Here is a 24,827-nt window from a genome sequence, read left to right as displayed (position 1 = left end):
CCCGTCAAAACGACCGCGAGGGCAGCGGCAGCGGCGGCAACGCCGAAACTGCGACGCGCTCTCGATCCGGCACTAGTGTGCCTGGGGCCGTTGGAGTATTTCAAAAGGACAGGGCGCCTCTCGGGGAAGTGGGCGTTCGAGAGACGACCACAACGGAAGGCACGCAAAATGTCGCCTTATCCGAGGAAGAGCCCCCCAACTCAGGTGTCAGCAATCATTGGATTCTCGCTGACACCACGAATATAGCGCACGCATAAACCCTGCACAATTGTGATTTCCGCGACTACTCCATCAAAAGTAGAGAGAGATCGTGTGACTTTACAAGCAGAAGAACCAGGGTAATAATGCGCACTGTTTTGGCAGATCCTCGAGGGCTTGAGCTGGGACAACATCATCGGCAAGGGCGCTCAAGCAGTCCGGTGTTCCCCTTCAACATCATTGGAAAATAATTGCACTCCATGAGGCAGGAGCGTTCCGGATCAATTCCGAATCCAGCAAGTTGAATGCTGGATAAACTCCTCATTCTACGATGACTGCACCGTTGGGTTCGGGCCCCGCATTCACATGTGAAACACTAAATAGCTCAGCACCACGAGCGAGTTGGGGGACATCGGAATGCGTCGTGGAACAAAAATAGGCTTTGCCCTGATTGCCTTGCTAACGCTCACGGCCGCGGGCTGTGATGAGCGGCCATTCACCCGCGACTACGCCCGGTCCACTCCAAACTCGGCCATTCAGGTGGGTGAGAAGAGGGATAGGACCTGGGAGTACGTGGACCGGGATGGCGTATCGAGGGAACTCGAGACCTGCAAAGACTTAAGTCCATGGAACGTTGCGTACCGCTGTACCTCGCAGAACGGCACAGTTGAGCTGACCTTCAATAACTCGAAATACGGCATCGACGAGCCCACGCTCCATATCGGGGGCGAAGCGGTGTCGCTGTTCTGCACCAATAGCGGATTTTGGGGCGACGGGCTGAGGTTCTGTATACCGGCGTCGGACGCTGCCGTCCCGCCCCAGCCGGTTCCTCGCCGCGATTAGTCCTGAGGGTCTTTCAAGGTTGCCTGCCCACGCGGTGCAGGTTCCACGGCAGGCTCGGATTAGGTCGCTGAAGGTCGACTTCAGAACACGTTCTGAGTTAGTGTGGACGCTATGAGCGCTGCAACAAAATCACACAGAACGTCTCGTGCTACCGAAAGTTCGGAAACTTCCGGGTCGGTCAAAACACGCACTTCTTTCCAGTCTTCTGAACTTAGCCGCTCGTCCGCGGAGGTATTCGCGGCAGCTGCCGACCATCCTGTTCAGGTCACCCGCCGTGACGGGGAGTCCTTGGTGTTGATGTCGGAAAGCGCAGACGCGGCACGTCGTTCTTTATTGGAACTGGCTGCTCAGCTCGTTGCCGTCTCAACCAGTGCTGAGGGGACGCTTGCTGCACGGATGAGTGACCGCTTCCCCTGGATGCTGGCACTGAGCCCGGCCGACCAAGAGGCGTGCGCAGCTGATGTTTTGGCAGCTGCGAGGGCATCCTTTGCCACAAATCAGCCCCACTTGGCCATAGCGGAGCTGAGCTCGTGGCGGGAGACCGCCACTGCCATCGCCGCAGGACTTGGTCGTGAATCCCTTGAGTGGCTCAAGGACCCGGGCGCAGTAGAGCGTCCGTAGAAAATGGTGAAGAACGAAAGGAAGAGCGACAAGGTCGAAAGACCAACAAAAAAGAGCGAATACGAGTTGCGTTTTGCCTCGGTGCAGGCGCAGCGGGGTTGGACAGACCTCAAATCAACGATAAGAAACCCCCTAGCCGATGTGTGGGATTTTCTGACCCAGACACCTGAGCAGGTGACCCCCACTAACTATCGCCTACGCGGTGAACTTGGCCTAGTTAGCCGCAACGGGGTCACCCATGAGAGATGGCAGCACAAGCCAACTCTCAAAGGCAATGCTCGAATTTGGTTTTACGTTGTGGATCGAACGGTCTTTCTAGAGCAGGTCCACACGAGTCATCCCAACCAGACCAAAGCTTGATTGCTGAGGCCGCGGTGGATGCTGCGATTCACTCAGAAATGTCCCGGACTTAACGGGGCTAGACTGTGCGGGTCAGGACGGATTGGGGGATCCCGTGCGAGTTCTTGTCGCCGTTCCGCTGGTCGGTCGCAGCAGCGGACTGAGGACACTGTATGAACTTCTTCGATGACTTTCCCAAGCCCGACCCCATGGAACGTGCCAAGAACGCGAAGTTCGTACCCCCTCCGTGGGTTGGGCCGCCGCAGGACGAGCTACCTGCGGTCTTGCACATAGGGCAGTTCTTATATCGCAGTCCCACACGGGTTCTAACGGTCAAGAGCGCGGATGTTTACACCACGGGTTGTTCGTTCCAGCTGGCGTGGATCATTCGTAGGGGTGAGGAGAGCGAGGAAGAATGGACCAATCTTCACGCGTCGGTTTTCCAGCACGGTCCTGGGATGGGGCCCACCAGCGCGGACCTGCAGTTGATGTTCGGCGTCCAGCTACCGGATGGAACCAGCGCAAGGACGGGCATTTTTGGCTGGGGTAGACCGGTGAATCTCGACAAGGAGCCCGAAGCTCCGGCACTGACGTTCCGCGGTGGCGGGGGCAGCGGCAACGACGACGAAGTCTCGGCCTCAGGCAGCCTATGGTTGTGGCCTCTGCCGGCCGACGGTGAACTGCGGTTGCTGGCGCAGTGGAAAGGGCTCGGCATTGAGGAGTGTTCCGTTGCGATTGACGGAAGTAACTTCAGCTCTGCTGCGGCCCGCGCACAGAACCTCTGGCCGTAGCCCAGTAAAAACGCGTACGACGGCGGTGCTGCCGCCACCCCGGGGACGGACGGCGGCTACGGAACAAACCTGTAGCCCATCCCTGGCTCGGTGATCAGGTGCAGGGGGTTGCCCGGCTCTGTCTCGAGCTTGCGCCTGAGCTGTGCCATATAAACGCGAAGGTAGTTTGCTTCTTTTGCGTAGGCGGGTCCCCACACCTCCGTGAGGAGTTGCTGCTGGGTAATGAGTTTGTCCGGATTCCTGAGCAGGATGTCAAGAATGTTCCACTCCGTGGGGGTCATCCGAACGTCCAGGCCTGACTTGGTGATTTGTCTCTTGTCCAGATTCGCGGTGAAGGAGCTGGTTGTCACCATGGTGATGTCTTCACTGGAGTCGTTTCTGCGACGCAGCAACGCCCGGAGTCGCGCCAGGAGCTCATCCAGTCCGAACGGTTTGGTGATGTAGTCGTCAGCTCCAGCGTCCAAGGCCTCCACTTTGTCGCTGGATCCATGTCTGGCTGACAAGACCAGAATGGGTACTGAGCTCCACTCCCGCAGGGCAGAAATGACAGCCGTGCCATCCATATCCGGGAGTCCAAGGTCCAGGATCATCACCGAAACGGGCCGTTGCGCGGCTGAGTGAAGTGCCGATTGCCCGTCGGTTGCCGTGACCACCGTGTATCCCTGGCCCTTCAACGTGATGGCGAGCGCCCGCACGATGTGGGGGTCATCGTCCACTACCAGGATGGTGTTCACTCGAGGCCTTTCGGGGCAGGCAGGGCAGGAATTCCAGGGGCTGTGAAGCGTTGCGGCGCATCAGGGGCTGGGCCCGTTGAAAGGGGCAGCCTGACCAGCATAGTCAGCCCGCCGCCAGGCGTTTCTTCAGCGGTGAGGGTCCCTCCCATGGCTTCAGTGAAGCCCTGTGCCACAGCGAGCCCTAGACCTACGCCGGTGGCTGCAGGCACGTCGTCGAGCCTTTGGAAGGGCTGAAACATTTTGAGCACATTGGCCGCGGGTACGCCTTGGCCGTGATCGATGATCCGGAGTTCGCTGGCTGGCCTGCCGGCCAAAGTGGTGGTGCTGAGACCACCGGCGGCACCCACGATCACAATGTCGGAGTCTGGGGCGTACTTCACCGCGTTTTCCACGATGTTGGCGATGACTCGTTCCAGCATGCCGGCGTCGGCGTCCACCGCGGGCATGTTCGGTGGCAGGTCCACCCGGACCCTGCCGGGGGTGATGCCGTGCAGGGCGGCCGGAATGACGTCGTACCAGCGGATGGGTTTGATGAGGGCATTCACGGAGTCTGAGGTGATGCGGGACATGTCCAGCAGATTGCCTACCAGCCCATCCAGGCGGTCCGAACATTCATCGATGGTGGCCAGTAGCTCATCCTCTTCCTGTTCGGTGTACTTCACACCGGGTTGGCGGAGGCCTCCCACTGCGAGTTTGATGCCGGCCAGCGGAGTTCGCAGATCATGGGACACGGCTCGCAGGATGGATGTCCGCATGGTGTTGCTCTCGGCCAGGCGCATCATTTCACGTCGGGTGGCTGCGAGTTGTCGGCGCTCAAGCAGCGCCGCGAGATGTGCCCCGAACGCGCCCAGGAGCCGGAGGTCACTGGCGGGCAGGACTCTGCCGATGAGGACAAGCCGGGTGTTGCCATCGACCTGCTCGATGTTCTCGGTATCGTCCGGGTCAGCCTCTGGGCTGCCTGCCGATGCCACCAGCTGCCACGAGGCGGAGGCGGAAGCGGACGCCGCAGCAATGTACAAAGCAGCGGTGCGGACCTGGAAAACGTCCAATGCCTGTTCCAAGAGTCCTTGGACGGGGTCGTCCGCGGTGTACGCTCCGCGGGTGAGATCCCCGAGGGTGGCCGCTTCGGAACGGGCTCGTGCAGCTTCTTTCGAGCGCCGGGCGGAGAGGTCCACCACCAGCGCGACAGCGGAGGAGACCCCGGCAAACACCAGGAGGGCCAGAAGGTTTTGGGGGTCGCTGATGGTCAGCGTGCCCAGCGGAGGGATGGAGAAGTAGTTCACCAGGAAGCTGCTCCAGAGTGCACCCAGCAGCGCGGGCCACAGTCCGCCGATCAGGGCGACGGCAACAGATCCGGTGAGCTGTATGAGCACCGCCGTTGCGATGTTGTGGGACGGTGCTACTGCCAGCAAGAGTTGCAGCAGCACCGGCACCACGAGGGCCATGGCAAATCCCACTATTACGCGCGCACGCCCGAGGTCGCGTTTCCGGGTGCGTTCTATGCCGCGGCCTCCCAGGGGGTGGGAAACCATGTGCACATCAATATCGCCGGAACCCCTGACTACCCGGCTTCCAACGCCACCCTTCAGGAAACTGGACACGAGCTTGTGGCGTGACACTCCCACCACAATCTGGGTGGCGTTCACACTGCGGGCAAAGTCAAGCAGCGCCTTGGCTGGGTCCTCCCCTGACACGGTGTGGTAGCTTCCGCCGAGGTCCTTGATCAAGGTTCGTTGGGCTTCCAGATCGTGGGGGGATTCGGCAGCCACGCCATCGGCAGCGCGGACGTGGACGGCCAGAAGGTCTCCGCCGTTGACCCTCTTGAGGATCCGGGCCGCCCGTCTGATGAGCACTTCGCCCTCAGCGCCACCGGTGAGGCCGATGACTATGCGTTCCCGGGCGGGCCAGCTCTCCTCGATGTGGTTCTCGGCCCGGTACCGTGTCAGTCCTTCATCCACCCGGTCTGCGAGCCAGAGCAACGCCAGTTCGCGCAACGCCGTCAGGTTGCCTACCCGGAAGTAGTTGGACAGAGCGGCGTCGATCTTCTCTGATGCGTAGATCTTGCCGTCACCGAGTCTTTGCCGGAGCAGTTCCGGTGAGATGTCCACCAGGTGGATCTGGTCCGCGAGGCGCACCACCTCGTCGGGTACTGTTTCGGCCTGCTTTACTTCGGTTATCGCGCTGACAACGTCGCCCAAGGAAGCCAGGTGCTGCACGTTCACGGTGGACAGGACGTTGATGCCTGCCTCCAACAGTTCCTCTATGTCCTGCCAGCGCTTTTCGTTGCGGCTGCCGGGAATGTTGGTGTGGGCGTATTCATCCACGATCGCTGTGTGGGGGCGCCGGGCCAGGACCGCGTCCAGGTCCATTTCCTCAAAAACGCTTCCCCGGTACTCGATAAGCCGCGGGGGCAGGGTTTCCAGTCCGTGGGTGAGTGCCAGGGTGTCGGCGCGGCCGTGGTGCATGGCGAATGCCACCACCACGTCCTCGCCCCGGCCCAGCAGTCTGTGGGCCTCTTCGAGCATGGCGTAGGTTTTGCCGACACCCGGTGCAGCCCCCAGAAAAATCCTCAGTGTTGCCCGCGCCATGTCCTCATTCTTCCACTGTGAAAAGGTTGCTAGTTCCGGTGTGCGGCCAGGTTGGCGATATCCAGATTCAGCAAGGTTACGTTGACTGAAGGCTGGCTGAGGAAAGCCTCAAGACCGCTGGTGGTTTGCTTGTCTACCAGCTCCTGGACGTCCTGTAGTTCCAAGCCGTGGGCCCGGGCAACCCGCGGTACTTGGATGGTGGCGTAGTCCTTGGAGATGTGCGGGTCCAGTCCGGACCCGCTGGACGTCACGGCATCGGCTGGAACCTCCTCAGGGCTGACGCCCTCCGATGCCGCCACTGCTGCGCGGTTGGTTGTCACGGCTTCCAGGAGCTTGGCATCGTTGGGTCCTAAGTTGCTGGCCGAGGACGTTGCCGGGTCCCAACCCACTGCGGAGGGCCTGAGGTGAAACCACTGCGGGTCCTGCGTTCCTGCGTCATCCGCCGCGGCTTGGGCGATGAGCGCGGACGCCGCAGCCTGCCCGGAGGAGTCCTTCACGATGGACCCGTTGGCTTGGAACGGCGCCGCGAGCTGTCCTGCGCCGAAGACTGCGAGGGGGTAAAGCAACCCCAACACGATAGTTGCCAGCAACAGGAACCTGATGGCCGTGCCCGCTTGGCGGAGGTATCCGGAAATGATGTTCATGAGTAGCTCCTAGCCGATGCCTGGGATGAGGGAGATGACCAGGTCTATGAGTTTGATGCCAAGGAACGGGGCTACCAGCCCGCCCAGTCCGTAGAGCAGCAGGTTCCGGCCCAACGCCTGGTTGGCGGTGACCGCCCGGTACTTCACGCCGCGTAGCGCCAAGGGCACCAGGGCGATGATGATGAGGGCGTTGAAGATCACCGCAGACAGAATGGCCGACGCCGGACTGGCCAACCCCATGATGTTCAGCAGCCCAAGGCCAGGAAATGCGGCGGTGAACAGGGCCGGGACTATTGCGAAGTACTTGGCTACATCGTTGGCGACGGAGAACGTGGTCAGCGCACCACGGGTGATCAGAAGCTGTTTCCCGATGCCCACGATGTTGATCAGCTTGGTGGGGTCCGAGTCGAGGTCCACCATGTTGGCTGCTTCCTTCGCGGCCGGTGTCCCTGAATTCATGGCCACACCTACATCCGCTGCCGCCAAGGCCGGGGCATCATTGGTGCCGTCACCTGTCATGGCCACCAAACGCCCTTCACCTTGTTCACGGCGGATGACGTCCAGTTTGTCCTCGGGCGTGGCTTCGGCCACGAAGTCGTCGACGCCGGCCTCTGCTGCTATCGCTTTGGCCGTCACCGGGTTGTCACCGGTGATCATCACCGTGCGGATACCCATTTTGCGCAGCTCGGCGAAACGGTCCTTCATGCCGGGCTTGACCACATCCGCCAGGTGCACGGTTCCCAAAACCCGGGCGCCGCCGTCGTGCGTGGTCTCGGCAACCAGCAGCGGCGTGCCACCTTGGGCGGAAATTTCCTGCACGCGCCGCTGGACTTCCGCTGGAAGGCGGCCACCGGCGTCGGTGACGAAGTTCCCGACGGCGGACGCCGCACCTTTGCGGATGAGGCGCCCGTCCAGATCCAAGCCGCTCATGCGGGTGCTGGCCGTGAACTCCACTATGGCGATGTCGGAGTAGGAATTGCGAAGACCGGCCAGGTCGGGGCCGTCTGTGCCTTTGGCGTCGGCGAGCTCCACAATGGAACGGCCCTCCGGTGTTTCGTCCGCGAGGCTGGACAGCCGGGCGGCGGTGATGAGTTCCTTCAGCTCGACGTCGTTGGCCGGGAAGAAGTTGACCGCGCGGCGGTTGCCGTAGGTGATGGTTCCGGTCTTATCCAACAACAGTGTGGTGATGTCGCCGGCTGTTTCCACCGCCCGTCCGGAGGTGGCCAGGACGTTGTGCTGCACCAGCCGATCCATGCCAGCTATGCCGATGGCCGGGACCAAAGCCCCGATGGTGGTGGGAATCAGGCAGACCAACAGCGCCACCAGGACGATCGGGGAGGGCGTCGCATCCGCAAGAGACGCGAAAGGCGCCAAGGCCATGGTGACCACCAGGAACACGATGCTCAGCGAGACGAGGAGGACGTGTAGGGCGATCTCATTGGGGGTCTTTTGCCGGACGGCGCCCTCCACCAGTTTGATCATCCTGTCGATGAAGGTTGCCCCGGGTTCAGCTGTAATGCGCACTACGATCCTGTCAGAGAGGACCTTGGTGCCGCCGGTGACGGAGGATCGGTCTCCGCCGGATTCCCTGATGACGGGCGCAGATTCTCCGGTGATGGTGGATTCGTCCACGCTGGCCAGGCCCTCGATGATTTCTCCGTCGGAAGGGATCACATCCCCGGCCTCACAGATGACAACGTCGTTCAGTTTCAGATCTGTTCCGGGAACGTCTTTGGTGGTTCCGTCTTCCAACCGCAGCCGGGCCATGACGCCTTGGCGGCTCGCTCGGAGGCTGTCCGCCTGCGCCTTGCCGCGTCCCTCGGCGATGGCCTCGGAGAGGGTGCCGAACAGCACCGTGAGCCACAGCCATACCGTCACAGCGATGCCAAAAACGTCCGGCTTCAGGAAGCAGATGGCCGTGCAGGCCGCTGCACCCACCAACACCACGAACATCACGGGGGAGTGGATCATTTGCCGCGGATCCAGTTTCTTGAATGCCACAGGAAGCGCTGCCAGAAGAGTTGACGCGTTGAGTTTGGCCGGCGCCTTGCTGTGGTGGCCGGGCTCACCCGTAGGAGGAGTGCCGCTGGTTTTGAGGGGTGATGGGGTCTCCGCGGCCGGAGCCGTACTGGAGCTGGTCATTTGATAAGTCCTTCTGCGAGGGGGCCCAGTGCCAGGGCGGGGAAGTAGCTCAGAGCGGTCAGGATCACGGTCACGCCCAGCAGCAACGAGCCGAACAGCGGGCCATGGGTTGGGACCGTTCCGGATGAGGCCGGGATTTTTCTTTGCCGCGCCAGCGAGCCGGCCAGTGCAAGGACCAACGCGATGGGCAGGAACCTGCCCAGCAGCATGGCCAACCCCAACATGGTGGACAGGTAGGGCCCGGAGCTGGTGATGCCACCAAACGCTGAGCCGTTGTTGTTGGCACCGGAGGTGAACGCGTAGAGCAGTTCGCTGAATTGATGCGGCCCTGATGCCGGTGCGTTTGCCATCACGTCCGGGAGGAGAGCTGAGATTCCGGCGAGCACCAGCACCAAAGTGGGGGTGACCAGGATGTAGAGGGCCGCGATTTTCATATCGCGTGGGCCGATCTTTTTCCCAAGGAATTCCGGGGTACGCCCCACCATCAGCCCGGCAATGAACACCGCAATAATGGCCAGGACCAGCATTCCGTAGAGCCCGGATCCGGTTCCGCCGGGAGCTACTTCGCCCAGCATCATGTTCAGCATCGCGATGCCGCCGGCCAAGGGAGGCAGGGAATCGTGGGCGACGTTGACCGCACCGGTGGACGTCAGTGTTGTTGAGGCCGCGAAGATGGAGCTCGCTGCCGGCCCCAGCCGCTGTTCGAACCCTTCTCCCGAACCTCCGGCTGCTGCCGTTGCGGTTCCCTGTCCGGAAGACACTGCCCACGCCATCAGCGCAGTGGACGTCAACCAGAGCGCTCCCATCACTGCAGCCACGGTGTAGCCCTGGCGTTGGTCACCCACCATTCGCCCGTACATGTAGGGCAGGGCTGAGGGGATCAGGAGGATGAGGAACACCTGGAACAAACTGGTGAAGACGCTCGGGTTTTCGAAAGGGTGGGCAGAGTTGGCGTTGAAGTATCCGCCACCATTGGTCCCCAGGACCTTAATCGCTTCCTGGGAGGCGACCGGACCGCCGGGAATCACCTGACTGGCACCGGTGGCAGCGTTGGTCACCTCTGTGGACCAGAAGTTCTGCACGACGCCGCCAATCACCAAGGCGATTGCCGCCACCGTGGCGATGGGCAACAGGATGCGGAACGAGGCACGGGCGAGATCCACCCAGAAGTTGCCCAAACGATCAGTTGTTGTCCGCACAATGCCCCTGATCAGGGCCACCACCACCACGATTCCGACGGCGGCGGACAGGAAGTTCTGCACGGCTAGCAGGCACATCTGGACGAAGATGCCCACAGTGGTCTCGGGTACGTACGTTTGCCAGTTGGTGTTGGTGACAAAGGAGATGGCCGTGTTCATGGCAACCCACGGGTCCACGCCGGGCAGGGAATTGCTGCCGGGCAATACGGCCTGCAGGCGCTGAAGAGCGAAGATCACCAGGATGGATATCAGCGAGAAGAGCAGAACGCTGCGCAGATATACAGACCAGCTCTGTTCAGTCCCTGAATCCACCCCCGCCAGGCGGTAGAGGGCCCTTTCAGCTTTGGCGTGTTTGGTACTTGAGAAGACCCGCGCCATGTACAAACCCAAGGGCTTGTGCAGCAGTGCCAGGACAAGCACCAGCACGACTATCTGGGTGATGAAGGATGCAGTACTGAAGACCACCCGCCGTCACCACTTTTCCGGGTTGAGCAGCACTGCAAGCAGGTAACCTGCAACGGCCAAGCCAAGGACGAACAAGCCCACCCACATGATGGCATCCACGTTCATTGCCCGCTCACCGGGCCGTCGCCGTCAACCATCTTGCCCAAAAGGTGGGCCACCCACATCACGATTCCCATGCTCACCACAAGAATCACCACAACAGCCACGTCGGCCACTGGAACGTCCTTTCATCAGAGCCCTATTTGCGGGGCTGATGTCAGTCAACTCCTGCAAAAGTGGCGAAAAGGCGTTCCTTACGAATCCTTAATGCTGCCGCCGGAAATCTTGACGCGCTCTTAACGGCACCGTCGCTTTTTCGGAGCCGGACGGAACTTCCAACCGCGAGAACACGCGGAAATTGGGCGGCGCAGCAAGTAGCCGGCTCTCGGATAGGGTTGAAAGACGAGTACCTACTACTCGTGTTCAGACAGTATCCTCTGGACTTTACTGATCTCAGCGGCTCATGAACTACCACCAATAAACCCCCAATAGTTGGCGGTTGTACGAACCGCGGGCCGGGGCCGGACACGGTACCCAAATACAGGTGTCCGGCCCCGCGGTCTAAACAAGTAGTCGCACTGCGGTCAGCTAGGGCGTCGGGACGCGATCATCCAAGTCAGAGTTCCAGATCTGGCCTTCGTGCTCTTGGATGTCCATCCGGATATCCCACGCGCAGGATCGGTTTCTCCTGGCGGCCGCTTCAGCACTGCTCGGTGCTGGCTGGGATGTTTCCCAGTCAACGAGTTCCTTCGTCAACCGGAGGCTGGTGGCGCTTCGGATCATTTTGTCCACGGCCAATGTGAAGTAGACGCCATTGGAGTTCACATCGAAGGGGTAGAGGCCCTGCTCCTTGTAGATGCGCCGGATGACGCCCATCTGCTTCCGGTTCGGGTAGAACGACTTGTACGCAGACGAGTCATCGGCCTGCGTCCATTGGAGGATCATGAAGGCTGCTGTGTACTCGCGGACAGCCGCAGGTGATTCCAACAACGTGGGCGTGGCCATAACGCTGATCTCGGTGCTTCCAGACCCACCAGACGACCGTGACGGCAAAGCAAGAACACCTAGGTCTTCCAGTCCTTCACTGATGGACGCACGGACTGGGTAGCTGCTATAGCGTTTCAGGCACTCTTCGAAGTCCTTCACGGCTTGGTCCCACGGGGTCGGCCTAGTGTAGGGCTCGAATCCTGTCACCGGGAAGATAGCGTCGGGGTTCGGGTTTCCGGAACCTGAAGGGTAGAGGGCATTGCCAATCACGGGGTCGTCAACGGCGGGAACACTAATATCTTCATGACCAGCCCTCGCCTCGGCCAGTGTGTACTTCTTCCCTCCCGAACGCTTTCCGTCGTGAAGTAGCTCCACAATGAAGGCCCGACCGTTGGGAACATAGAAGTCCTCCTCGAAGGGGTCCAGTCCTAAGTTGCGGCAAATGTGCACCAACGTCTCGTGGGGGAAACAATCCAGAGGCCGCGGCGCAGAATACTGCTCGACGTCCTCAAAGTCGTAGGGCTCCCCACCGTGGTGGAACTTCCAAGGTGCAGAGTCATAGAGACTCAGCGACCTCCTGTGCCCGGCCTCATCGTAAACAGTAAGGTCACGGCCTCCCCAACGTCCCCGGGCCATTTCGTCGGGCATGCGTTTCATGTTCTTGGGCTGGTCGTTCACCTCAATGGTAGGAATTCCCCTGACCTCTGAGAGATGGTGCCGCAGCGAGTACTGGAAATGCGCGCCACCAGTGGTGTTCTCCATGACAGCGGTCCACTCAGGGTTTGCCGTCTCCAGAAGCAGCCAACGCGTCCCATAACCTAAGGGCAAGAGCTTACTGAGCAGCTCAGTCAAAGTGCCCTGATGCTCGGTGACGCCAATTCCGTCCCGCGCCTGATGGTTGCTTCGTTGGACCCACTTCCGCCACTCGACGGTGGCCTCGTCCAGAGGCTTCTTCACGAACCCGATCCTGTTGGTCACGGGCGCCCATTCGCCGCCGAGCAGGAGCTTGGCGGCCAACTTCTGGGCAGGGCTTTGGCGGGGTGGCATGGTTTGTTTCCTGTTCCTGAAAGCGGGCTGCACGTATAGCGTCCCACAACTGATTTCGCGCAGACGCTAGCGCCCCGGGGCGGCAGGAATCAGGAGTAAGATATTGCGGGATGTGACGGCGCGCACTGCTACATTATTCTCGATGGGGGCACAAAAGAGTTCCTTCTGCACGTTGAACTGGAGCCTTTATGAGCCTTCAAGTACCTCGCCCAAGCGACCTGCCGGCATCCACGGTCTCCGTGGAACACGATCCCCGGAAGGCCCGCAAAGCGCGAGCGTCCATCGGCGTCGGGCTCGTTGTATTTTCAGTGGTCACGGCGGCGGGTTTCGTCTGGCTCTACTCAATGTATGGCTCGGAGCTGGAAGCTCTCACCGATGCTGAACGATCAGAACAGGTGGGCTACATTGCTCTCAATATTCTCTACTTCCTAGCCCTGGCTGGCGTTGGAATCTGGAACATTGTTGCCCGACGCAGCATATCCAAGCTTCCGCTCATTGCCGCGCTTGTTCTTTCAGGGTTGGCGCTGACATTCACTGCGGTCAACATGTTCGACTACGCGACCACCAGCGGCCGGATCCCTGGCCTCTTCATGTTGATCCTCATCGTGGGGATTGTGGTTCAGACGATCAAGCTTATGCTGGCTAAGCGTGCCTGAGGACATCAAGCGACCTCGCTTCCTGACCGTTGAGCAGGTGGCCGAGGAGCTCAACGTTTCAGTGAGCCAGATCAGGGCGTCGCTCAAGTCCGGTGACCTGCGGGGAATCCAGGTCGGGGGCCGGAACGTATGGCGTATCGCTGTTAGCGACGTCGAAGACTACATAGCTGAGGCCTACAGGCAGACTGCAGCGCGCATCGCCGCCGGCGAGCTGGCTGAGTAAGTACCAGAGGACTTGAGGGGGAAGCATGACGCTCGGGCTCATCTTCATCGGGGTCGGCCTGGTGTGGCTGCTCTTCAGGAAGTGGATCGCTCGCATGCAGTATGGGGTCTCGTTAGAAATGCTTGGCCGGAAAGTGGATCACTCCAACTCCGAACTGCACCATGAAGCAGATGAGGAGCGAGTCCGGGGCTTCGGGAGGCTCGGAGTGTTCTTCTGCTCGGTCTTGATCGCTAGCGGCCTGCTAATGGTGGTGCTGACGCTCATTTTCCGGCCGCCGTGGGCTGGAGCTTAGATGGGCGATCCGTTCGTGGCATTCGTCGGCGCCTTCCTCATCCTCAATGGCCTGATGCTGTACCTGATGCGCAACGTCATGGCACGTTCCGGCGTTAACGGTTGGGCGTGGCTGCCCGAAGGCAATCAGTTCAAGACTTACAAGCATCAACTGGTCTGGTCGAAGGTGGCAGCCGCCATTCCGGCCTTCGCCGGGCTGGTCTTCCTAGGTATCTTCCTGTGGTCAAGGTAGCGCCTCACTGGGTGGGGACGGCTTGAGGAATGCCATAGAACTGCGAAAACCGCGGACGAAATGCGTCTCCGCGAGGAGCATTCAGCTGAGACTCACACCGCTACCCACGCAGGAGGCACTTGTCTGGGCCCTGGGGCACACTTTCGGACCTTCCTCTCACTAGCTGGAAGCATCGCGGATCCGAGGCGACGTCCATAGACAAGTAGGGTGCCCGTTTTGAGTCCACCTCAGGCAATGGTCCAAGGATTCATTGACCTATCGGACGCACGGACCGAATTCCGCATCGGAGCGATCGGGGCTCCGACCGTCACGAACAGGACCGGGCGCATCATCTTTACAGGCGGGTTCTACTCGCTTAGCTGACGTGCGTGACGGCTCAGATCTTGGAAGGGATCAGCCCCCAACGGCGCCCCGTTCTAAGATCTTCAGGAACCCATTACGGAGTGGCCGGAATAGCGCTCAGCACCTCTCCCATCACGGTGGAGAGCGTGGCCGTATAAGAGCCAACCATGTGAATGCCATCGACTCGGACGGGATTGTTTCCGATAGCCGGCGGGCAGACGGACTGTGGCGTACAGAACCAGTTCGCCACATCAATGTATTGCACGGGGATACTAGCCTTGACCGCCTCCACGGCGGCCTTTTCCCGCGAAGTTACTGACCGCCAAAAGGTAGGAATCTCGGCCGTGCATGTTTGTGGTGTGCTGCCCGCGACTGCGCAGTCATTCAGATTCGGCCCGCGAGGCGGCACACTGAGCATGACTATTCGGCTTCCGTTCCCGAGCTTGGTGAGGCTGTCTTTGCCAGCAGACTCCCACTCCACCATGGCCAAGGCAGTGTCCTTCCCGGCAACAGTGTTACCGATGGAATCGAGGTTTGAAATGATGACTAGGTCGGGCTTATTTTCGACAACATACTGTATGGAGGCGTCCCGATGGGACGCACAGGCATCCTGATCCTTTGTCAGCACGACATTGAATACCGGGCAAGCGGACCTCGTCAGCATTTCGATTCGGTATCCCTGGGGTTCCAAGGCCCCGCGGATGGCTGGCATCCAACTGGCCGCCATGCTATCGCCCATTACAACTGCGACTTTGACTGAGTTCTTGTCACCGTAAACGCAGTTGACGCCCCACTTGTCCTCCGGCACCGTGAGGCAACGGTCAGTGAAGACTTCGGGCGCCCAGGCGGAATTCCCGAGGGCATCCAGTGAGGGGTCCAGGTCCGGCCATGATGTCGCTGCCAGTGAGGCTGAAATCTTATCCTGGACGCCCTGTACGGCTGGGCTTAGTTTCGGATCTTCAGTACTCACGGAGGCGGAGGGATTGGGGGCAACGACAAGGGTTGGAGTGGACGGTGCGGGCGAAAAAGTCAGTGCAGCTAGAGTCATTCCCCCTGTTGTGACAGCGAGGACAGCGAGGACGATGACAGGGCCCCTTTCTGGGAACCCGTTCCGCCAGGGCAACTGCGGCAAGCGAAAACCACGGCGCTGGCGAGGAGAAAGTTTCTTTTTTGGATCAAGCCAGGAAGAACGTCGTATGCGTTCCTCAACGAGGTGGTAAGACAAGATCGATAGCCCGCCCGAAACGGCCAGCGCCAAGTAGAAGTAAATCGGCTGGGTGGCAGGAACGTAAGCGGTCAACAGGATAATGACCGGCCAGTGCCAAAGATAAAGCGAATAGGAGATGTCACCGATGTAGCTGGTTACTTTATTAGTCAATGGCTTGAGGAACTCTCGGGAGCTGCCGGTCCCTGACGCAATCACCAGAGCTGTCGCCAGGACTGGCAAAGCAGCCCCGGGGGCAGGGAAGGTCGATTCGGGAGTGATAACAAAAAAGCTGAGCAAGATGCCCAAAAAACCTGCCCACCCGAGGATGGGTCGGGCGCGCTGCGGAATCCTGTTCAGCAGCCCTATGGAGGCTGCCAAAATCGCCCCGATACCGAGTTCCCACGCCCGAGAGAACGTCGAGAAGTAGGCCCAGGATGGGGCGGAAGCGGATTCCAGCAAGGCCCATGCAAAGGAACCCACGGTCAGCAATACGAGAGCTGAAACGAGCACTGTCCTACGCAAGGCCTGCTGGCGAGCCGATCTAAATCCGAATCCAAGGATGGCAACCATCACTATCGGCCACACCATGTAGTACTGCTCTTCGACAGCCAAGGACCAGTAGTGCTGGAGGGGAGATACGGGGCCTTCATTCTGCATGTAGTCGGTTCCCACAAGTGCCAGATGCCAGTTGGCCGCGAAGAAAAATGACCACACGGCATCGACAGTTACTGCCTGAGCTCGTGTGAGGGTGTAGATAGTCCAAGACGCCGCAACTGTAACGGCAAGCACCAAAACTGCAACTGGCGTGATCCGGCGCACGCGTCGTCGGTAGAAGTCAACGAAAGATATGCGGCCCGTCCGGGCGTGCTCTCTGATTAACAGCCCTGTGATCAAGAAACCGGAGATGACAAAGAACACATCTACCCCGACAAAACCGCCCGCGGGAAACTTGAACAGGTGGTCAGCGATAACGGACAGGACGGCCAGGGCCCTGAGGCCTTGTATGTCGAGCCTCGGTGCGGACCTGCCTAGAATACTTTTCGCCTTCAGGGCAGCTGCGGGCCGAGGCCGAGTTGTGGTGTTGTGCATAGTTTTCCCCCAGAGTGAGACCTTTGCAGAGTTTACAGGCACGACACCCAGACAGCTCAAAGGCAGCCGTAAGGGTCAGGGCAAGGTAAGACCGGTACTGGTCCCCCACTAGTGGTGACATGGGAGAGCAGGTGCATCACCTTTCGATGACACCTTGACGCTCAATGGGCTGCCCTTCTTGGAGCACACATCAGCAGCTGCTCAACCTGCCCAAGCAATTGACCTTGTTTCGGAAAACGGGGTAACTATCCACAATTGCTCTTTCGATAACGGAACCACGGACTACATTCGTGGGGCCTCAGGGTTTGGCGAGAACGGCAAGAACGGCACGACCAACAAGTTCAACTACAGCCGAACGACGCCTATCTCACCATCTGCCGTCACGACTTAACGGACGCCCGAGCGGCATCTGAACCAAACACTATCTACGGTGGCCATCTCACCATTTCGGGGAGCTCCCTACCGTCACGATGCGCCCTGGAGCAGCGCCAACCCTCCTGACGCTTACAACAATGGCACCGATAATGCGGCACCATCTGCTAGCCAAGCGTCCAGTAACTACCAGTTCAAGTATCTCGTGACTGGCCCGTAATGAGTGCAGGCCCAGTCCACCCGGCGGGCCTACACTGCTAGGGTTGGCCCATGATCTGGGTGATTTTGGGGGGATTCTTTACCCTTTTTATGGCAGTTGCGCTCACGCTTGGGATGGTGCCCGCGGCACTGATGACCGCAGCGATTTTCCTGGTGGTCATCCTAACGCTGCGCCCATCTTTGTCCGTCTATCTGGCGATGATCCTGGGTCTAACAGCATTTCCGGCATTTATTCCATACCGGGCACAGCTTGGTTCGACTACGATATTCCTCTTTGAGCCTTTCCTCGCCGTCGCGGCAGTTTGGGCATTGGCAACACACAAGGCGCCTTGGGTTGCTAAGCGCCGCCCCATCTGGATTGGGCTGCTGATCGTCGCCTGGGCGCTTGCGGGCCTGTTCCAGAAGCACCCAACGATTGAGGTTATTGGCGACTCTCGCGGTCTTTTGTCGGTTGTCCTGGCAGTCATTGTGGCTTCCCGACTCTACGGGTCACCGCATGGCAAAACAGCGCTCAAAGTCCTTTTAGTCTCGCTCTGGGTATCCCTCGTGGTCACGTTGGCCGCTGCGGCGCTGCATTTCCCAATCGCGGGTAGGTCCGAAGCAACAGCACTTTTTTTGAACAGCTCCGGTGCTGGCAGTAGCGAATCGACGAGGTTCCTAACCGCTGCCTCTGAGATCTCCGTGTTAGTCGCTGCGGCCAGCTTGGCTTTGATGATCTCCGGTAGGGTCCCCATTAGGTTGGCGCTGCCATACCTAATTCCCTCACTGACAATCGTGTTCCTAGGGTTTTCTCGTAATAGCTTTGTAGCACTCGGCGTCACATTAGTTTTTGCGGTGCTCGCTGCCCGAACCATGAAGCCGGTTGCGGTAGCAGTGAAGGTTGCAGTGTTTGCCGGGTTCCCAATTCTCATTCTCAGCCTTGCTCATATGTCCTTCGGGATTCCAGGCGGCGACTTCGTTGTGACTCAGATCGAGGGCTTCATGTCTCGTGTCGTCGGGGGCTTGGATGCTTCCACGATCAGCGACGACACATCGGCAATCGCCCGAATGAATGAAGACGCTTACTTGATGCAGGGGATCAGTCAATCCCCGTTCTATGGGCACGGATTTGGCTATGCGTACCGCCTCCCCGTTGGCCCTCCTGGCAGCTTCTCCGCAACAAAAGGGCAGTATTACGGGCACAATTTCTACCTCTGGTTGACAGTCAAGACTGGTCTGGTTGGGATGGCGATATTTGTCGGAGTCTTCATCCTCCCCGTGTTGCGGTCCCTGAGGGGAGGGAGTAATGCAGTTATAGGTTTGGGAGCTGCCGCTGCGGGCCTCTTGACCTCGATGGTGTTCGCACCTTTCCCCAACGATGTGAGCAACGGCGGAAGCCTCTCCGTGGGGCTCCTGTTTGGTGCCTTGTTTGCCGCGCTGTCCGCTGACAAACCGGCGAAGGCCGAAATCGAGCCCAACCTAAAGAGGCTCAACTTGCCGCCGACATATAAGCACTTGGTCAAATCGAAGCTCTAGCTGTGGCCCCATTCTTGCAGATGCAACTCCTGGTAGTGCACTGAGCAGTATTGGTCTCTCCTGCGACAACGACACCGATCCTGCCCGCGAGCAGATGCAAATGGTCGCCGATCCTAACTCCCTCTCATCCACTGACTTGAACGGATTGGCCATATCAAGAGCGACTTCCAGAACGCCTTGGGCACAAAACTTCCCGAAGGATCTGCCGCTGCGGCTGTTCTTGGTGGCGGAGAACGAGAAGGTCCCGGAATGGCTTGAGTTGCACCACAGCCAGGCCGCGACCGTCAACAACGGCACCGTGGTTCCCCTCGCTGGCGAGCACTACCTCCAACACATGCACGCGGCCGAGATCGCTGACGGGGTTAGGGAGTGGGAGTCGGGGCGGGGGTAGGTCACACCTTCCTGCCAGCGGTGGGGCGAGCGTACGCTGGGGCCATGGAGGCCGAGGTCAGGACCGTCTCTTTGAGCACCGGGATCAGTGTGCCCTGCTTCGTGCAAGGGAATCTTGAGCAAACAGCCGACGTCGGCGGCGCGCCACTGCTGCTATTGCATGCGTGGGGCGAATCTTGGCGGAGTTTCGGTCGTCTGATTGCCTCGCTTCCGACGTTCGTGATTGTGGCGCCTGACCTACGAGGTCATGGTGGTGCGGACAAGCCGGTAGACGGCTACTCGCTGTACGAAGTCGCTGAGGACGTCGTTGCTCTCATGGATGCCATAGGCGTCAAACAAGCTCACGTCCTGGGGTCATCCAGCGGTGGTTATGTTGCGCAGCAACTCGCTGTCACTCATCCAGATCTTGTTGCATCCCTGACCTTGGTTGGCGCACCCCTGAGCCTGCATGGGAAGCCACCATTTGCGAACGAGGTCGAGGGACTCAGCGACCCGATCTCGGAAAGCTGGATGCGCGAGTCTATGGCGTGGTACCGACTCCTGCACGCCGTGCCAACCTCCTACATCGAAGACCGAGTCAAGGACGGTCTCGCAATGCCGGCTTCAATTTGGAAGGCTTCCTTGCAGGGTTTCTACGAGGCCTTCCCTCCGACGGAAACCGGCGATATCTCCGTCCCTACACTCATGCTCTGGGGCGCCCACGATCACCTCGTGCCACGACAACATCAAGAGACTCTAGCTGCCCGCATCAACGGGGCGCGCTTGCAGATGTACGAGGGCACAGGTCACCTGGTGCTCTGGGAATGTCCGGAAAGAGTCGCCGAGGATTTGACAGGCTTCCTGGCCAGCGTTCATGCTCGCTGACAATGTGCATTTTGAATGATGCGGACTCTAAGTGTGTCGGCACTCGGAGGGCCCAGCAGAACGCACGGGTCACGCCGATGTCGCGTAAAAGAAAGTCCGGTGAATCCAATCTTGGTTGCTGCCCGTAGCGGCGTTAGCGCTGCCGCGAGCAGCAACCAAACCCTGTGATGGCGAGGCGCGACCTGGGCTATAGCTGCGAAGGAGACTGAACAGGAGCTTGGCGCGGGTTGTCCGAAGGGACTGCCGCTGCTGCAGGGCTTGGTTATAGGGAACAATCACACCCAAATGGCTCGATCTACAGCACCGCCAGGCCGCGAGCGTCCCCAACGGCACCGTTGTGGCCGCCCCCGGCGAGCATTACCTCCACCGTACGCGCGCGAGGAGATCGCGGAGCGAGCAGGAAATGGGGAGGCGGGGTAGGGCGGACGGCCTCGGAGCAAGGAATGGAGCGCAAGATGGCGACGGCCCGATCAGACGCTACGGAGCTTTACCGCTTCCTGGTTCTAAGCTTGAACTCCGCCCATCCCCAGCATGCTAGGAGAGTTGCTATGGCAACAGCAAAAGCAATCGGGGATGCACTGTTCATTGCCAAGAAGCCGTACGCGACGACCACGACGATAGCTTGGATGATATAGGAATGGAGGCTAAAGCTACCCGTCACTACAAGAGGCCTAAGCCAACCAGAGGGGATCTTGTCGACAACCATTCTGGCGACTATATAGAGGGCCGCGATCACGGAGTAGGCAACAATAATTCGCCCCAGCGGGAACGTGTACTTACTGAATAGAATTTCTTCCCAGTACGAAGGCAGTACAACACTCGCGGCTGCAAAAGCCAGCGCCACCACCGCGCACACAAGCAGCACCTTCCATCCGTGCCTGTCGATCTTTGCTGGAATGTTTAGAGACTTCCAGTGCCAGCCAAGCACCAGCGCGGAGATGAATAGCAACTGCCATCCTGCCCATCCAGCCGACGCTGCCTGCTCCTCGTAAGGGCTGAATGAAGTTGCGGCGGGGAATGCCTGCCCCAGTAAATGGATTGCAAAAGACCCGGCAAGTACGGCAACCCACCAGCCGCGCTCCAGCATAGGGTAGGCGATCATGCAAAGCCCCAGCAAGAAGACGTAAAGGCGCAGTACGTCACCGCCCGGAGGCGCGAGCGTCATCATGAAGGCATTGGCGACAACGTCTGTGACCGACAAGGTTTCCATATTGGGGAAATTGCGACTTTCCCAACCCGAGTATGCAGCCCAAACCCCGAGGCACACCAGTATGAGCTGTGCCGTATATAGGACAGCTATCTGCTTGACACTCTTTCGTTGAACCCAGGCCATACCAGCACTTTGCACCTGCTTGCGACGAACGATGCCCAACATCAATCCACCCAGAAGCACGAACCCAGACGCTCCGTCGAACTTCGGGAAGATGTGAAATCCAATGGATAGCAAAGAGGCTGGCGCGAGATGCCCTAAGACCATGCTTGCGATACAGAGACCCCGGACTAGATCGATGGCTGTGTCTCGCTGCCGCGCCGGCTTGGCGCGCCGGGACCGGACCCGAGGCTCGGCGTTAAGCAATGGCTCGGCCATAAGGTCCCCCAAAAGATAAACAGACGCCCAGCGCGCCTAGGGTAATTCTACTGTCGACAGCCGAACGCAGAAGCGCCCGCTGGCACGTTCATTTTGCTATTAATCCTCAGGTCAGGGCAATGTTGACCATTCAGGTTCCGTCTCATGGGAGTGTCGTCAGTTCTGGGAGACAACACACTCCCCGCAGAGAGCTTTCGGACCAGCTGCCTCGCCGCGAGGCTGACGGACGATACCGGTGGTGCCTCTGAGGCGAGCTGGCCCCACCACAGGCGCGTGTGGGGAGATTGCTGAAGGGCTTATTGAGTGGGGCCGGGCTGGGCAAGGCTCCCTTTGTGCCCTCCCGCAACCGGCGGGCGTTCATGCGGCGGAGTAGCTGGCTCCGGGCTCTTGCTGCTGTTGACAATGCCTGCGTTGAGAGACGGGGACAACTTGGAGGTGGTCTGCTCGCTCACCAACGGAATCTAGACCATGAGGTCATGCTTTTGTCCTGGTGGGACAAAAGCAAAGCCTAGCGCCATCATTAGCAGCAGCAGGAGGAGGTAGTCCAGAGCAGAACATCGAAGTCGAAGAACATGGCCGCGCCAGCCGTGATAATAAGGCTTAGCGCTACTAAATGCCCTCCAGAGCTACGCCGCAAACCCGGCGAAGCCGAGAAGACCCGCCATAGCGATCAAAGCAATGAGTCGATTATCAACTGTGTTGAACTCATCACTTTGCAGCAGGCCGAGTTCGAACGCCTTCGGCACACCTGAGTGGCCATTCCACAGGAACACACTTCCTTTGCGCCCTGGTCATTGAACAGTCGACCGAACGATTCCAGTGCACCTTGCCAGTGGGTAGACGGAGCCGGATGCCATGATTTTTCCAATGCCTGGGACTTTAAGAAGCCGCTCATGACCACGAGTACAAGCTCCACCGCGGTGTTCAACAAACCAAACACCCAAGTCGTGATGCTGAGGCGTCTGGCTGAGGCGAAGATGATCAACGCAATCATTATCAGGCCCCGCTTCTGGACCCCGCAAGCGCGACTCCAAGCCCAAGTACCCCGAACGCAATAGCGCGTGGATTCCGTCTCGCAGCAGAACTACGCAGGCGATCGCAAGCAAAGCACCATCGGAAGGGAGGGCCCATAGTGCCCGGACCACGCAACCCGTCGCCGCCCGAGATTTCGTTTCCGGAGATCTTGGCGAGATGCTCCCGCGGAAACTCAAGCTTCGCAACTACTTGTAGTGCAGTTACAGCGACTTCAACTGGGGCTAGCAAGACAACCCAGCGCAGAACCGCTCTAGAATCGGCCCGGGTTGCAAGAAGCAGGCTCACACAGACCAATGCTGAGTGCACGACCCGTTTGACCACTCCGTCCGAACTCAGGTCGCCAAGCCCCTAGATCAGCAGCCATATTGGAGGCGCCCCGTCTAGTGGATTGTTAGTGCAATAGTCACGATGGCGATTGTTGCTACGAGAAGTACTGCAAGCCCCACGTAGGCAGGCCATCTGGGGCCTGTTTTGTGCGGGTTGATGTCTACGTACGGCAAGAGGTTTGGTGTCCCTTCAAAGAGCAGAATTGCCAAGTGGTGAGCTAAGTTTTGGGCTGCACAAGGACGGCCCGGGGATTCGTGGCAGCGGCGCACCCCTGTTTGGGCAACATTTGACGTGAGGCACGCCGCCTGGATTATCATAAGGCTACTTTCCAAGATGCCAATATGTTTCATCCGGGCCTAGTCTTTACACGGTTGGGGAGAACCTCGGCCAAGTTTGATGAATCGCGAGACATCACCGGGGTTACTGGCGATCCACCACCTGACCTAGGTCTCGGCCAGATTCCCTGCTGTGATTTGAGTAAGCAAGTGCGCGGAAGCTATCCCAATGACGGCTCCGCACGTATTTGTGACAATATCAGTGACGCTTGAAAAGCGAGCAGAAAGAAAAAGCAGCTGCCCGCACTCCATGCCAAACGAAGACAGCAACCCTATTGCGGCGAGGCGCCATGAGGGCATCGCAGGAAGTGCCTTGGCAGCCAAAAAGCCGAGTGGAATGAACATCGCAACGTTTGCCGATGCCTCAAGAAAATGATAGTCATACCAGGCAGGTATGCCGAGTGTATGAAGATACTCTAGGGCCGTGGACAGGGTTCCAAAAATTGGTTTGTCGACGGGCGTGGGCCAAAAACCTACGAGCGCAAGAGCTGCTAGATACGCGGCGAGGGCTATTCTCCATGGAAATGGGTTTTCCAAGCGCCTCCTCAAGAAGTTCGAACAAGTGCCCAAGTGCTAACGCTGATGGCCGCGATAGCCAGCACGCCTAGCAGGGCGTAGCGAGGAAACTGGGGATGCAGCTGTGGTCGTCGCAAAGTGAGCAAACTGAGCTCAGCATGCCACCTGTGCTTATTCCAATGTCGCCCCATGGTCCCTATGAATATCACAGCCAACTACATTCTGGAAACCAAAGCAAAGAAAGAGGGTGGGCTGCCAACAATCAAGTTGTTGGCAGCCCACCCTCTTGTAATTCTGGCCGTTGTTAGGCAGAAACTTCCGTGCTCTTCGCGCGACGGCGTGCTACCACGACGGATGCCGTGCCGGCTGCCAATGCTCCTGCACCCACGAGGGACCACAAGATGAGGCTGGAATCGGCGCCGGTGTTTGCCAGCGGTACACCGCCAGTGTTTGCCAGGCCGGTGCCCGTACCAGTGGTGCTCCCCGTGTTAGAGAGTGCGGCGCCGCCGACAACTACCGTTACAGGTCCGACTGTAACGCCAGAGGTGTTACCAGTAGCAGTCAGCGCATATGCGCCGGGTTCGTTGATGACGATCGAAGTCGAGAAAGCGCCGTTTCCATCAGCGACAGCGCCCAGCGTGGACGGAGCCAGTGGAATGCGAGTGGAAACGGAGAGGCTACCAGCAGATACGCTGCCTCCGCTGGCTGCAGGCGTACCCGTCGGAGTTATCGTGATGGTGATGCCTTCACCCGGTGTGAAGCCAGTGCCGCTAAAGATAAATGCTTCGCCCGGCGCCACGGAAGCGTCGGAAACGGCAACGCTGGTGTTCGGTGCCGGATAGTTGGCGTTGTTTGCTACGGCTGGTACTGCGCCGAGAAGTGCAATGGAACCTGCGAGCGTAAGTGCTGCGAGAGATTTCCGCATGTTTGTCCCCCCTGAGACCTTAGTGGTACGACGTGGTTTTTGGAGATTTCCGAGACCCTACGTA

The 24,827-nt window shown here is 59.3% G+C and carries 23 protein-coding genes and 1 pseudogene; 12 read left to right on the top strand and 12 right to left on the bottom strand.

Features of this window, described 5'->3' with window-relative positions; all coding sequences use genetic code 11:
* The first annotated feature begins 615 nt into the window (after window positions 1-615).
* The 4 genes and pseudogenes from ACIQH5_RS05220 (at window position 616) to ACIQH5_RS05205 (ending at window position 2,792) form a co-directional block, all read left to right on the top strand.
* Entirely contained in the window at window positions 616-1,041 is a 426-nt protein-coding gene (locus ACIQH5_RS05220; RefSeq protein ID WP_400400884.1) for a hypothetical protein, read from the top strand.
* Between the two features lie 189 nt (window positions 1,042-1,230).
* Window positions 1,231-1,662, top strand: a pseudogene (locus ACIQH5_RS05215) (prevent-host-death protein); the annotation flags it as partial.
* Window positions 1,663-1,665: 3 nt separating this feature from the next.
* Complete coding sequence (locus tag ACIQH5_RS05210) at window positions 1,666-2,022, top strand: hypothetical protein (RefSeq protein WP_400400882.1); 357 nt, start codon at window positions 1,666-1,668, stop codon at window positions 2,020-2,022.
* A gap of 152 nt (window positions 2,023-2,174) precedes the next feature.
* Window positions 2,175-2,792, top strand: a complete 618-nt coding sequence (locus tag ACIQH5_RS05205) for a hypothetical protein (RefSeq protein ID WP_400400880.1) — start codon at window positions 2,175-2,177, stop codon at window positions 2,790-2,792.
* Window positions 2,793-2,848: 56 nt separating this feature from the next.
* Here ACIQH5_RS05205 and ACIQH5_RS05200 read toward each other — a convergent pair whose 3' ends face one another.
* From ACIQH5_RS05200 to ACIQH5_RS05170, 7 genes are all read right to left on the bottom strand, one after another.
* On the bottom strand, window positions 2,849-3,526 hold the full coding sequence (locus ACIQH5_RS05200) for a response regulator (RefSeq protein ID WP_400400878.1): 678 nt from the start codon (window positions 3,524-3,526) through the stop codon (window positions 2,849-2,851).
* The gene (locus ACIQH5_RS05195; RefSeq protein WP_400400876.1) at window positions 3,523-6,114 is read right to left on the bottom strand and encodes a DUF4118 domain-containing protein; all 2,592 of its coding nucleotides are present in this window, start codon (window positions 6,112-6,114) and stop codon (window positions 3,523-3,525) included. The genes ACIQH5_RS05200 and ACIQH5_RS05195 overlap by 4 nt, the downstream gene beginning before the upstream one ends.
* A 29-nt stretch (window positions 6,115-6,143) precedes the next feature.
* A complete protein-coding gene (locus tag ACIQH5_RS05190) occupies window positions 6,144-6,758 on the bottom strand; it encodes a potassium-transporting ATPase subunit C (RefSeq protein WP_400400874.1) in 615 nt (204 codons plus the stop codon).
* Between the two features lie 9 nt (window positions 6,759-6,767).
* Entirely contained in the window at window positions 6,768-8,900 is a 2,133-nt protein-coding gene (kdpB, locus tag ACIQH5_RS05185) for a potassium-transporting ATPase subunit KdpB (protein ID WP_400400872.1), read from the bottom strand.
* A complete protein-coding gene (kdpA, locus tag ACIQH5_RS05180; protein ID WP_400400870.1) occupies window positions 8,897-10,564 on the bottom strand; it encodes a potassium-transporting ATPase subunit KdpA in 1,668 nt (555 codons plus the stop codon). The genes kdpB and kdpA overlap by 4 nt, the downstream gene beginning before the upstream one ends.
* A gap of 6 nt (window positions 10,565-10,570) precedes the next feature.
* Window positions 10,571-10,669, bottom strand: a complete 99-nt coding sequence (locus tag ACIQH5_RS05175) for a potassium-transporting ATPase subunit F (protein ID WP_082698017.1) — start codon at window positions 10,667-10,669, stop codon at window positions 10,571-10,573.
* 522 nt (window positions 10,670-11,191) lie between these two features.
* Window positions 11,192-12,637: a hypothetical protein gene (locus tag ACIQH5_RS05170; RefSeq protein WP_400400868.1), complete on the bottom strand. Its 1,446-nt coding sequence runs from the start codon at window positions 12,635-12,637 to the stop codon at window positions 11,192-11,194.
* A gap of 188 nt (window positions 12,638-12,825) precedes the next feature.
* On the opposite strand from ACIQH5_RS05170, the gene ACIQH5_RS05165 reads away from it, so the two are divergent.
* The 4 genes from ACIQH5_RS05165 to ACIQH5_RS05150 are packed head-to-tail and all read left to right on the top strand — an operon-like array spanning window position 12,826 to window position 14,039.
* Entirely contained in the window at window positions 12,826-13,293 is a 468-nt protein-coding gene (locus ACIQH5_RS05165; protein ID WP_400400866.1) for a hypothetical protein, read from the top strand.
* Complete coding sequence (locus tag ACIQH5_RS05160) at window positions 13,286-13,516, top strand: helix-turn-helix domain-containing protein (protein ID WP_400400864.1); 231 nt, start codon at window positions 13,286-13,288, stop codon at window positions 13,514-13,516. The genes ACIQH5_RS05165 and ACIQH5_RS05160 overlap by 8 nt, the downstream gene beginning before the upstream one ends.
* A gap of 25 nt (window positions 13,517-13,541) precedes the next feature.
* Entirely contained in the window at window positions 13,542-13,808 is a 267-nt protein-coding gene (locus tag ACIQH5_RS05155) for a hypothetical protein (RefSeq protein ID WP_400400862.1), read from the top strand.
* Window positions 13,809-14,039, top strand: a complete 231-nt coding sequence (locus ACIQH5_RS05150; protein WP_400400860.1) for a hypothetical protein — start codon at window positions 13,809-13,811, stop codon at window positions 14,037-14,039.
* A gap of 436 nt (window positions 14,040-14,475) precedes the next feature.
* Here ACIQH5_RS05150 and ACIQH5_RS05145 read toward each other — a convergent pair whose 3' ends face one another.
* Entirely contained in the window at window positions 14,476-16,677 is a 2,202-nt protein-coding gene (locus tag ACIQH5_RS05145; protein ID WP_400400858.1) for an acyltransferase family protein, read from the bottom strand.
* 642 nt (window positions 16,678-17,319) lie between these two features.
* Between ACIQH5_RS05145 and ACIQH5_RS05140 the strand changes: the two genes are divergently transcribed.
* The 3 genes from ACIQH5_RS05140 to ACIQH5_RS05130 all read left to right on the top strand — a co-directional run bounded on the left by ACIQH5_RS05140 (window position 17,320) and on the right by ACIQH5_RS05130 (window position 20,037).
* A complete protein-coding gene (locus ACIQH5_RS05140) occupies window positions 17,320-18,783 on the top strand; it encodes an O-antigen ligase family protein (protein ID WP_400400856.1) in 1,464 nt (487 codons plus the stop codon).
* A gap of 100 nt (window positions 18,784-18,883) precedes the next feature.
* The gene (locus tag ACIQH5_RS05135; RefSeq protein WP_400400854.1) at window positions 18,884-19,174 is read left to right on the top strand and encodes a hypothetical protein; all 291 of its coding nucleotides are present in this window, start codon (window positions 18,884-18,886) and stop codon (window positions 19,172-19,174) included.
* 71 nt (window positions 19,175-19,245) lie between these two features.
* A complete protein-coding gene (locus tag ACIQH5_RS05130) occupies window positions 19,246-20,037 on the top strand; it encodes an alpha/beta fold hydrolase (protein WP_400400852.1) in 792 nt (263 codons plus the stop codon).
* Window positions 20,038-20,524: 487 nt separating this feature from the next.
* Here ACIQH5_RS05130 and opgC read toward each other — a convergent pair whose 3' ends face one another.
* Entirely contained in the window at window positions 20,525-21,625 is a 1,101-nt protein-coding gene (opgC, locus tag ACIQH5_RS05125; protein ID WP_400400850.1) for an OpgC domain-containing protein, read from the bottom strand.
* 626 nt (window positions 21,626-22,251) lie between these two features.
* Window positions 22,252-22,398 carry a hypothetical protein gene (locus ACIQH5_RS05120; protein ID WP_400400848.1) on the bottom strand — a complete coding sequence of 49 codons (147 nt, stop codon included), beginning with the start codon at window positions 22,396-22,398 and terminating at the stop codon, window positions 22,252-22,254.
* Between the two features lie 120 nt (window positions 22,399-22,518).
* Between ACIQH5_RS05120 and ACIQH5_RS05115 the strand changes: the two genes are divergently transcribed.
* The gene (locus ACIQH5_RS05115; RefSeq protein ID WP_400400846.1) at window positions 22,519-22,683 is read left to right on the top strand and encodes a hypothetical protein; all 165 of its coding nucleotides are present in this window, start codon (window positions 22,519-22,521) and stop codon (window positions 22,681-22,683) included.
* Window positions 22,684-23,430: 747 nt separating this feature from the next.
* Here ACIQH5_RS05115 and ACIQH5_RS05110 read toward each other — a convergent pair.
* Both ACIQH5_RS05110 and ACIQH5_RS05105 read right to left on the bottom strand, forming a co-directional pair.
* A complete protein-coding gene (locus ACIQH5_RS05110) occupies window positions 23,431-23,859 on the bottom strand; it encodes a VanZ family protein (protein ID WP_400400844.1) in 429 nt (142 codons plus the stop codon).
* Between the two features lie 283 nt (window positions 23,860-24,142).
* Window positions 24,143-24,763: an LPXTG cell wall anchor domain-containing protein gene (locus ACIQH5_RS05105; RefSeq protein WP_400400842.1), complete on the bottom strand. Its 621-nt coding sequence runs from the start codon at window positions 24,761-24,763 to the stop codon at window positions 24,143-24,145.
* Window positions 24,764-24,827 lie beyond the last annotated feature (64 nt).

This window comes from Paenarthrobacter sp. NPDC091711 (assembly GCF_044756605.1).
Taxonomy (GTDB): domain Bacteria; phylum Actinomycetota; class Actinomycetes; order Actinomycetales; family Micrococcaceae; genus Arthrobacter.
Note: the sequence above shows the minus strand (reverse complement) of the source record. Positions and strands in the feature narration are given on the sequence as shown.

Excerpts from the sequence above, each read along its gene's own strand:
- ACIQH5_RS05190 (WP_400400874.1), bottom strand. The coding sequence starts at position 6,758 with ATGAACATCATTTCCGGATACCTCCGCCAAGCGGGCACGGCCATCAGG.
- ACIQH5_RS05155 (WP_400400862.1), top strand. The coding sequence starts at position 13,542 with ATGACGCTCGGGCTCATCTTCATCGGGGTCGGCCTGGTGTGGCTGCTC.
- ACIQH5_RS05195 (WP_400400876.1), bottom strand. The coding sequence starts at position 6,114 with ATGGCGCGGGCAACACTGAGGATTTTTCTGGGGGCTGCACCGGGTGTC.
- opgC (WP_400400850.1), bottom strand. The coding sequence starts at position 21,625 with ATGGCCGAGCCATTGCTTAACGCCGAGCCTCGGGTCCGGTCCCGGCGC.
- ACIQH5_RS05140 (WP_400400856.1), top strand. The coding sequence starts at position 17,320 with ATGATCTGGGTGATTTTGGGGGGATTCTTTACCCTTTTTATGGCAGTT.
- ACIQH5_RS05105 (WP_400400842.1), bottom strand. The coding sequence starts at position 24,763 with ATGCGGAAATCTCTCGCAGCACTTACGCTCGCAGGTTCCATTGCACTT.
- ACIQH5_RS05165 (WP_400400866.1), top strand. The coding sequence starts at position 12,826 with ATGAGCCTTCAAGTACCTCGCCCAAGCGACCTGCCGGCATCCACGGTC.
- ACIQH5_RS05205 (WP_400400880.1), top strand. The coding sequence starts at position 2,175 with ATGAACTTCTTCGATGACTTTCCCAAGCCCGACCCCATGGAACGTGCC.
- ACIQH5_RS05115 (WP_400400846.1), top strand. The coding sequence starts at position 22,519 with ATGACCACGAGTACAAGCTCCACCGCGGTGTTCAACAAACCAAACACC.
- ACIQH5_RS05175 (WP_082698017.1), bottom strand. The coding sequence starts at position 10,669 with ATGAACGTGGATGCCATCATGTGGGTGGGCTTGTTCGTCCTTGGCTTG.
- ACIQH5_RS05210 (WP_400400882.1), top strand. The coding sequence starts at position 1,666 with ATGGTGAAGAACGAAAGGAAGAGCGACAAGGTCGAAAGACCAACAAAA.
- ACIQH5_RS05220 (WP_400400884.1), top strand. The coding sequence starts at position 616 with ATGCGTCGTGGAACAAAAATAGGCTTTGCCCTGATTGCCTTGCTAACG.
- ACIQH5_RS05145 (WP_400400858.1), bottom strand. The coding sequence starts at position 16,677 with ATGCACAACACCACAACTCGGCCTCGGCCCGCAGCTGCCCTGAAGGCG.
- ACIQH5_RS05135 (WP_400400854.1), top strand. The coding sequence starts at position 18,884 with ATGGTCGCCGATCCTAACTCCCTCTCATCCACTGACTTGAACGGATTG.
- ACIQH5_RS05170 (WP_400400868.1), bottom strand. The coding sequence starts at position 12,637 with ATGCCACCCCGCCAAAGCCCTGCCCAGAAGTTGGCCGCCAAGCTCCTG.
- kdpB (WP_400400872.1), bottom strand. The coding sequence starts at position 8,900 with ATGACCAGCTCCAGTACGGCTCCGGCCGCGGAGACCCCATCACCCCTC.
- ACIQH5_RS05150 (WP_400400860.1), top strand. The coding sequence starts at position 13,809 with ATGGGCGATCCGTTCGTGGCATTCGTCGGCGCCTTCCTCATCCTCAAT.